Below are 8382 nucleotides of genomic sequence, written 5' to 3'. Positions count from 1 at the left end.
GACATCCTGCGCAAGGCCGACGCCATCTACATCGACGAGATCCGCAAGGCCGGCCTCTACGACACCATCTGGCAGGCCTTCGCGGTGCTGCTCCCGGTCAAGACCGTCGGCGTTATGGGCGACGGCCGCACCTACGACTACGTCGTCGGCTTGCGCGCCGTCACCTCGACGGACGGGATGACGGCGGACTTCTATCCGTTCGATATGAAGTTCTTAGGGAACACGGCCACGCGCATCATCAACGAGGTGAAGGGCGTGAACCGGGTGGTGTACGACGTGACGAGCAAGCCGCCGGGGACGATTGAGTGGGAGTAAGATGATATCGTCGGAAATGCTTCCACAAACTCTTGCAGTGCGCGACGAAGTAATCTGAGGCAGTTCCAAGAAATTTTGGCGGTACAGGATTTCGAGGCGGAAGTTGTACCTCGATATAGGACTTGAGATGAATTCGTTTCAAGAGAAAATCGCGGCATGGCTATCTAGAGCTAGTCCAGACCGTTCAATCAATCAGTGCTTTGGCATTCCAGTCATTCTCGCGACTGATATCGGTCTACAGCGATCTGAAAATCAGGATCGCGTTGCGGCGCTACGGATCCGCTCCAAGGCTAATGGGGGTCGTCGCTTAATTGCGGTCGCTGTCGCCGATGGCATGGGCGGTATGCGAGACGGAGGAAGATGCGCAACTTTGGCATTGTCTAGTTTTTTCTATGCATTAGCTTCGTATCGCGGTCACGATCTCCAACAACGGGCGGCTGCCGCAATCTCATACGCGAATGTCGAGGTTTTCAAATTTGCGAACGGGAAAGGGGGGGCGACTCTTTCCTCTGTTCTTCTTGACCACGATCTTCGACCGCTTGTTGTTAATCTCGGAGATAGTCGGGTTTATGCCTTCGGTCGTGACGCCAAGGTTGAGCGTTTAACCCGCGACGACTCGTTTGCCGAAGCTGTTGGCGGACATGGTCGAGAGCTTTTGCAGTTCGTAGGGATGGGAGAGGGTATGAGGCCGCACATTCAGCCGGTTCCGGCTACTGTGCGCAATCTGGCTATTACAACAGACGGTATTCATTTTGTAGAAGCTGCGACGCTGGAACGCATTCTGTCGCATGCGAATGAATTAAAGTCGGCTTCTGAACGGCTGGCAGCATTGGCGAGATGGTGCGGAGGACCCGATAACGCCTCCTCAGCGATGCTCGACGTTCAGTCCCTCTTGCAGGAAATTCGCAGAGGCGAGGAAGACGAGATCGATCTTTGGGATTCATTTGGGTATTTGACATCGATTTTGATCAAAGACGATATCAATCGCGGCGAAAACCGTGCGACAAATCCATCAGCGCCACCGCAAACTGCCGCGGTGCATGAGGAAAACTCATTATCCCGCCCCGAGGGCAAGGAAAAGACCGCTTCAAAAAAGTCGAAGAAATCGAGAAAGCCCGTAGAACCAAAAGAAAATATTCAACTAGAAATTCAAATAGAGCGATCCCCCAATTCGGACGAGACCGATGAAGATAGCGGGTAGGTACGAGCCCACCGGCGCAACGGCTACTGGTGGCATGGGTGAAATCATTGAGTGTATGGATACCCATCTGCAGCGGCGCGTAATAATCAAAAGATTGCAGGTCGGTGTCGAAAAGCGGCGACTCCTCGATGAACAAAAAGCCTTGGCAAGGCTCCGATCAAAACATGTCGTTCAGTTGTTTGATATTATTGAAATTATGGATCGAGGGCGACGGGAGAAGGCTATAGTCCTCGAATACATTGATGGCGGCAATCTCGAAATCGACTCCTTCAAGCCCGGTCGCGCTTATCTGAACATCCTGTGGCAGATAGCGTCAGGGCTTAGAGACATTCACGCAGCTGGCGTGATTCACAGGGATATCAAACCGAATAACATTCGGATCGACAAAGAGGGTGTAGTAAAGATTATAGACTTTGGGCTGGCTCGAGCTCGCGACGATGCAAGGACCCACGGTGTAATTGGCACCCCCGTTTTCATGGCTCCCGAACTTTGGGCTGATCTGACAGTAAGTTTTGATCAATCGATAGACGTCTACGCTTTTGGTGCGACAGCGCTTGCGCTTTTGACTGGCAATGCTCCGCGCGAACTAATCCTGCGGCCGCCACAGCAAGTATCGCCTGCATTTTTGCATTCTCTTGGTCTTCAGTCAGACTTAGCCACTGTCATTCACGGGTGTCTAAGTGTAGATCCAGCAAAACGACCGACGATGTTCGACGTTCAAGCAAGGTTGGCGCGGCATCTTCTGGAGAATGAGCATCGTGCTCTTGTCGTCATGGGCGGGCAGCCGCATCACCTCGACAGACGGAATCGCAAAATAGTTTTAAACGCTGGCGCGGTGGGTTCGATGGCCATCGAGTATGACGGATTTGACTTTAGAGTATCCAGTGCATCCGGATCTGTCTATTTGAACAACACCGTCGCAACGGCTGGAAGCATTGTTCCTGGGTGTTGCGTGATAACCTTCGGAAATGGCGGAGGTCGGCGCTTTGTGACTTTCGACGTGTCGAGTCCGGAGGTGATGCCGTGAAGCCTGGCGATGTTATTTCTTCGCGTTATACGATTCAAAAGCACATTGGCCGCGGCGGTATGCAGGATGTCTATTTGGCGTCCGACCAGCTACTTGGTATCGAAGTTGCGCTTAAAACGCCGCAGCCAGGACAGCCAGATAAGCGCTTTGCTCAAAGCGCAAAAATTGCAGCGATGGTCAATCATCATAATGTTGCAAAAACGCTGGACTACTTTGAAGAGAATAATAGCCTTTTTCTAATTGAAGAGTTTGTGCCGGGCGAGACGTTGGAGGCCAAGCTATCTCGATTTGGAGTGGTTGATCCGCATCTTGGTGCGCGGGTGTTTCATCATCTGTCGAAAGGTGTGGCGGCGTCACATCACGCCGGGGTGATTCATCGCGACTTGAAGCCAAGCAACATCATCGTAGAATCGGGTGTTAATCTTCATGAATTGAAGATTACGGACTTCGGTATTGCAACATTGACCGAAGAAGTATTCGCGCGAGCGGCGAACGATGGTGGCGATCTGACGAGATCGACCTCGGGTACGATCCGCGGTGCGTTGCCCTATATGGCACCTGAGATGATGTTCCGTTCACCCGGCGATCATCCTGGGAGTGCGGCAGATATTTGGTCCCTCGGTGCGATGATGTTCAAGGTCTTGACAGGTGAGTATCCCTTCGGTGTCTACTTGGAAGCTGCCGTCAACGTGAGAAATCAGACCAGAAAACGATGGCCTGCGTTCATGGTGAGTAATCCGCAGTACAAGCCGTTGGCTGAGAGTCTTCAGGGAATTATCGAAAAGTGCCTTGCCTATGAGGCAGATAAGCGTCCCTCCGCAGACCAGCTCGTGAAGGAGTTCTCGCAGCTTTGCTATATCAACGTGCACCGTACGGAAGGCGACGTCACGAACCTCATTCAGAATGGTTACAGCGGGTTTACGAACGACGTCGATGGTGGAGTGTTTTTTAGTATGGAGAGTGTCTATGGCGTACGAAGACCTGCGACCAAGAAGAATAGTCGTGTCTGTTACTCTAGATTTCCAGGCTTTCCGCGCTATCGCGGCCATCCGATTGTAGTCATTGATTGATCGTTGCTGAACAGCAATTGTATCGACAATGCTGGCTCGAATTCGGAGAGACGCCCGCCTCGCTACGTTATTCTCGGGGGGGACGGTGACAGTGTACTTTATTCTCACATACCGCCCGCCACGCCGGCGGATTGTTCTGCGGGCCGCCTGAGGTGCTTGGCTCATCTTTTCTCTCTCCGTCAATTCTGACTGAGAGATAGAAGACGATAGATCATGCGCGTTGGAAGACCCCAGCTTTGCCTGTGCGGCAATAGCGTGCAAATCGGATAAGTGATGTCCGCTGCCAACTAGCTTGCATCGTATCGGACGCGAGCGTTTTGGATGTTCTCCTGATTGGTGTTCGCCCACGTAACGAGAGCCATTACTGGCGCAAGAAGCGTCCGTCCAACATCCGTCAACTCATAATCCACGCGTGGCGGAATAGTGGGGAACAATGTCCGCTTCACCAACCCGTCGCGTTCCAGTCCGCGCAAGGTGATCGTCAGCATCCGCTGCGAGATGCCGTCGATCTGACGCCTCAGCTCATTGAACCGAACTGGTCCATCTTTGAGCGTTGCGATGATGTACAGGCTCCATTTGTCGCCGACGAGATCAAGGATGTCCCGAACCATCCGACAGTCGTCACCTTTGCTCGGGGTAGGAAAATCAATGTCACTAAGTGTCATTGGAGTGCCTTCTTGCGAGGGACATGGCAGTCACCTTAATAGTGTTAGTAACAAGAGTTACTACGCTGTTCACGCCGGAGCAACCATGACCAACATCCTCCTCGTTACCTCGAGCCCTCGTGGCGCCGAGAGCCTGTCCGCCCGTTTCGCGACCGAGATCGCCGAAGGCTTCAAGGTTCGCTTGGGCGGCACCGTTTTGACGCGCGATCTGGCGGCTAACCCGCTCCCGCATATCGGCCAAGCGTACATTCAAGGCCGCGTCGCGTCCCCCGAGGCGCGCACACCAGAGCAGCTCAAGGCGGTCGGCCTTGCCCAGGAGCTCGTCGATGAGGTGAAGGCTGCTGACGTGATCGTCTTGGGTTCAGGCATGATCAATTTCGGTCTATCGTCGCAGTTGAAGGCTTGGTTCGATCACATCACTTGGCCGCGCGTGACCTTTGGTTATAACGAAGCCGGCAGGCCGCAGGGATTGCTGACCGGCAAGAAGGTCTATCTGGTCACTGCCGCAGGCGGCGTCTTCTCCGAGGGTGACTGGGCTCCCTTTGATTTCCAGACCGCCTATCTGCGTCACCTCTTGGGCTTCATCGGCCTGGCCGACGTTGAAATCGTCCGTGTGGAAGGCACCGTCTTCGGGCCTGAGGCGGCCAAGGCCGCCGTCGCCGCCACCGAAGCCCAGGTTCGCTCGGTCTTGGAAAAGGTCGCCTGAAAGCGGAGCGGCCGGCTGCTCAGGCGATTATGTCAGCAGCCAGAGCAGTTGCTTCCAAGCCAAAAGGCAGGAAGGAAGATGAGATGAAGATTGCTCTCTTTGGAGGGACCGGACCAACCGGAAGACACATTATCGAAGAGGCGCTCCGGCAAGGATATGAGCTGTCCGTCTACACGCGCGACGCCGGAAAACTTTCGGCCTTTGGTAGCAAGATCGAGGTCATCGTCGGTGACTTAAACAATCGCGAAGCGATCAAAGCGTGTGTCGCGGGCTCTGACGCGGTGATCAGCGCCCTGGGGCCCAACAGTCTGAAAGCGCGCGAGAAGCGGCCAATCATGCGCGGCGTCGGCACGATCATCTCTGTCATGGAAGAGCTGAACGTTCGACGGTTCATTCAGATCTCGACGGCCATCTATCGTGATCCGAAGGATGGTTTCGACCTCAAGTCTCAAGCATTCGTCATGCTGTTCAGGATAATCGTCCACAACGCCTATGACGACATCAAGGCGACCGCTGGACTAGTGAGCAACTCACACCTCGATTGGACACTGGTTCGGATTCCCAACCTCAAGGATGGGCCCGCAACAGGCCAGGTGGACGCAGGCTGGTATGGCAAGACGAAGCTCGGCACGAAGCTGTCGCGCGGAAACCTCGCGAAATTCCTGGTTGATCAGGTCACTGCCAGGGAGTTCGTACATGCGGCGCCGGGAATAGCAGATCACGTTTAAGAGCAATTGGCTGAGCAACTTGCGGGCATACGCGCTGCGACTGCCACTGGTGCACCACTCGATCCGACATGGTGGCTCGAAACTTCGAGTGCGGTTCGGTGCGGCGTTCAGGGGCGACAGACCAAGCGCGTGTCGAGGGAGAGGAGAAATCCGTGCCATCCGAGGGATTTGCGGCGGCCGATGTGCCCGATCAGTCAGGCAAGTGCTTCATCGTCACTGGGGCCAATACGGGAATAAGCTTCGAAGTGGCGAGCGCGCTGGCGGCTCGGCACGCGCGGGTGTTGCTCGCGTGCCGCGACGAAGCGAAGGCGAGAGCCGCGATGAGCCGGATTCGTCATAAGACTCCGGGAGCTGAGCTCGCGCTCCTGCCACTTGACCTGGCGGATTTGGCGAGCGTGCGACGGGCGGCTGAACTCGCCGCCAAGGAGCCGCGTGTCGACGTGCTGATCAACAATGCCGGCGTGCAGGGGCTGACGCTGAAGCACACAGCGCAGGGCTTCGAGCAGACGTTCGGCGTCAATCATCTAGGCTGCTTCGCGTTCAGCGCGCTCATGCTGCCGAAGCTCATGGAAGCGCCCGGATCGCGCATCGTCGTCACGAGCAGCGGGCAGCACAAGGGCGCGAAGATCGAATGGGACGACCTTAACGCTCAGAGGAGCTACAGGTGGCTTCCACGCTATGGCGCCAGCAAGCTCGCGAACCTGCTCTTCGTCTTCGAGCTGGATCGGCGGCTGAGGGCGGCGGGAGCGCCGGTAACAGCGGTGGCCTGCCACCCGGGTCTTGTCGGAACAAACCTCGCCCGCGACAGCTGGTGGGGCAACATAGTGATGTCGCTGATCGGCTTGCTATTCGCCGCGCCCACCATGGGCGCCTGGGGCGCGCTGCACGCAGCGACCGGGCGGATAAAGCCCAGCGGCTACTATGGGCCGACGGGGTTCTCCGAACTGCGCGGTCCTTCCGGTGAAGGTCTTCCCTCCGAGGAGGCGAGGAATCCGCAGCTCGCCAAGCGACTGTGGGATGTGTCCGTCAAGATGACCGGTATCGACCCTGGCTTGCCCTCCGTCGATGGCGCGTCCTGACTTAGGGATGGAAGGCGCCGCGGTCGACGCGAAACGGCTCAGATTAATCCAAGACTGTCGGTTCAATGACCAGAAGGATGAGATAATGCTGCAAATCGATCTTTACACCGAGATCACCTGCCCATGGTGCATCATCGGGCATCACCGTCTCGACAAGGTCCTGGCGGAACGTTTCCCTGAGCTGGATGCCGATATACGCCAGCACCCGGTCCTTCTGCTTCCCGATGCGCCGGAGGAGGGCCTCTACATTCCCGATCTTCTCTTGTCGCGTTACGGCGTGACGGATCCGAAGGCCTCCTTCGCCCGGCCCGAGGCGGAGGCACGCGCGTCTGGCTTTGACCTCGACCTGAGCCGCCAACTCTGGACTTACAGAACACAGGCGGCGCACGGGTTGATCCTTGGGGCGCGCGCACGAGGGACGCAGCATCCGCTCGCCGTCGCGATCACTGATGCGCATTTTCTGGAAGCAAGGAACATCTCAGACGCCGATGTCCTTGCGGATATTGCCGTAGCCTATGGGTTCGAACGGGAAGAAGCTCGTGCGATAGCGCTCGACCCCGAGCAACATAGACGTGTCGAGCAGGAGGCGGCCCGATCGATGACAGCCGGGGTCAGGTCAGTTCCTCACTTCGTCTTCGGCGGGCGCATCGCCATCAACGGAGGACGCAGCGAAGACGAGATTGCATCAGCCATCCGTGAGGCTGCTGCTGTCGCTCCCGCCTAACGGCGATCTGGCCGCCATCGCAGCGAAACATGTAAATCAATGTATCAAGTTCCTTGACGGAGAGCACTTGCGACCCCTCGGCGCAATAAGAATAATTTGGGGTTACGTTGACAGTGCACTTAACTCTGCCGTCGCAACCCGCCGGTCGAAGACCGGGGCCGCGACACCCGTTCGCCGCTATCGCGAGCGCAGGGGCGTTTGAGGTGTGACCGATCTCAAACCGCTCCGCTTCGAAGCGCTTGCCGCGTATCATGATCGATCCGGGTTCGAATGCAGCGTAGGGCCGCTCGACCTGCATTTTCGGACACAGGCAGGAGAGTACTCGCGCAAGACCATGGCTGCGCCCTTCGTGGGAGATGGCGGATCATTTGATGCGTTCCCGGTCGCCGGGCGACTACTTCAAACCCTCACCCTGAGGAGCCCGCTGAAGGCGGGCGTCTCGAAGGGCGAGGCCCCAGCTGCGGCCTCATGGTTCGAGACGCGCCGCCTTGGGCAGTCGTCGCGGGACGGGCTGCGGAGCCCGGCGCTCCTCACCATGAGGGTCAAAAGCCGAGGACGGCACTGCACATCGGCCATGAGCTGCGTGTTCATGGAGAGGGTCCAGCGCCGAAATCCGCGCGGCACATTGGCCGTGAGCAGCGTGTTCACGGAGAGAGCGAACGCCAAGCAGCGCTGCGTCGACGTCCGGTGGTGTCGCCGATCGGCTGACTGACCATCTGCCCGACGGGCAATCCGCGCATGCCCGGCATGCGCCAACTGCCCGTCGTGCCGGTTTGTCGCAGACTCATCCCTTGCCACGTCGAGGCTGGGCAAGAATCCGAATTAGGGGGGTGAGAGGGCTCGGCGCGGTGCAATTTCGAGCCATGA

At 57.0% G+C, this 8382-nt stretch carries 8 protein-coding genes and 1 pseudogene; 8 read left to right on the top strand and 1 reads right to left on the bottom strand.

Going from position 1 to position 8382, the window contains the following annotated elements:
- The 4 genes and pseudogenes from QX124_RS31765 to QX124_RS31750 all read left to right on the top strand — a co-directional run.
- A pseudogene (locus QX124_RS31765) lies at positions 1-315 on the top strand (GMP synthase (glutamine-hydrolyzing)); the annotation flags it as partial.
- A 127-nt stretch (positions 316-442) separates the two neighbouring features.
- Positions 443-1516: a PP2C family protein-serine/threonine phosphatase gene (locus QX124_RS31760; protein WP_315799302.1), complete on the top strand. Its 1074-nt coding sequence runs from the start codon at positions 443-445 to the stop codon at positions 1514-1516.
- 34 nt (positions 1517-1550) lie between these two features.
- A complete protein-coding gene (locus tag QX124_RS31755; RefSeq protein ID WP_315799301.1) occupies positions 1551-2543 on the top strand; it encodes a serine/threonine-protein kinase in 993 nt (330 codons plus the stop codon).
- The gene (locus tag QX124_RS31750) at positions 2540-3613 is read left to right on the top strand and encodes a serine/threonine-protein kinase (RefSeq protein WP_315799300.1); all 1074 of its coding nucleotides are present in this window, start codon (positions 2540-2542) and stop codon (positions 3611-3613) included. Before QX124_RS31755 ends, QX124_RS31750 begins: the two co-directional genes overlap by 4 nt.
- Positions 3614-3900: 287 nt before the next feature.
- On the opposite strand, the gene QX124_RS31745 is transcribed toward QX124_RS31750, so the two are convergent.
- A complete protein-coding gene (locus tag QX124_RS31745) occupies positions 3901-4278 on the bottom strand; it encodes a helix-turn-helix domain-containing protein (RefSeq protein ID WP_315799299.1) in 378 nt (125 codons plus the stop codon).
- A gap of 85 nt (positions 4279-4363) precedes the next feature.
- On the opposite strand from QX124_RS31745, the gene QX124_RS31740 reads away from it, so the two are divergent.
- From QX124_RS31740 to QX124_RS31725, 4 genes are all read left to right on the top strand, one after another.
- Positions 4364-4984, top strand: a complete 621-nt coding sequence (locus QX124_RS31740) for an FMN-dependent NADH-azoreductase (protein WP_315799298.1) — start codon at positions 4364-4366, stop codon at positions 4982-4984.
- Between the two features lie 83 nt (positions 4985-5067).
- Positions 5068-5712, top strand: a complete 645-nt coding sequence (locus QX124_RS31735; protein ID WP_315776828.1) for an SDR family oxidoreductase — start codon at positions 5068-5070, stop codon at positions 5710-5712.
- 152 nt (positions 5713-5864) lie between these two features.
- Positions 5865-6791, top strand: a complete 927-nt coding sequence (locus QX124_RS31730; protein WP_315799297.1) for an oxidoreductase — start codon at positions 5865-5867, stop codon at positions 6789-6791.
- A gap of 85 nt (positions 6792-6876) precedes the next feature.
- On the top strand, positions 6877-7515 hold the full coding sequence (locus tag QX124_RS31725; RefSeq protein WP_315799296.1) for a DsbA family protein: 639 nt from the start codon (positions 6877-6879) through the stop codon (positions 7513-7515).
- The last annotated feature ends 867 nt before the right edge of the window (positions 7516-8382 follow it).

The organism is Bradyrhizobium sp. SZCCHNRI3043, assembly GCF_032377735.1.
Lineage (GTDB): Bacteria > Pseudomonadota > Alphaproteobacteria > Rhizobiales > Xanthobacteraceae > Bradyrhizobium.
This window is presented reverse-complemented; position numbering and strand designations above follow the sequence as displayed.

Excerpts from the sequence above, each read along its gene's own strand:
- QX124_RS31760 (WP_315799302.1), top strand. The coding sequence starts at position 443 with ATGAATTCGTTTCAAGAGAAAATCGCGGCATGGCTATCTAGAGCTAGT.
- QX124_RS31755 (WP_315799301.1), top strand. The coding sequence starts at position 1,551 with ATGGGTGAAATCATTGAGTGTATGGATACCCATCTGCAGCGGCGCGTA.
- QX124_RS31745 (WP_315799299.1), bottom strand. The coding sequence starts at position 4,278 with ATGACACTTAGTGACATTGATTTTCCTACCCCGAGCAAAGGTGACGAC.
- QX124_RS31740 (WP_315799298.1), top strand. The coding sequence starts at position 4,364 with ATGACCAACATCCTCCTCGTTACCTCGAGCCCTCGTGGCGCCGAGAGC.
- QX124_RS31735 (WP_315776828.1), top strand. The coding sequence starts at position 5,068 with ATGAAGATTGCTCTCTTTGGAGGGACCGGACCAACCGGAAGACACATT.
- QX124_RS31725 (WP_315799296.1), top strand. The coding sequence starts at position 6,877 with ATGCTGCAAATCGATCTTTACACCGAGATCACCTGCCCATGGTGCATC.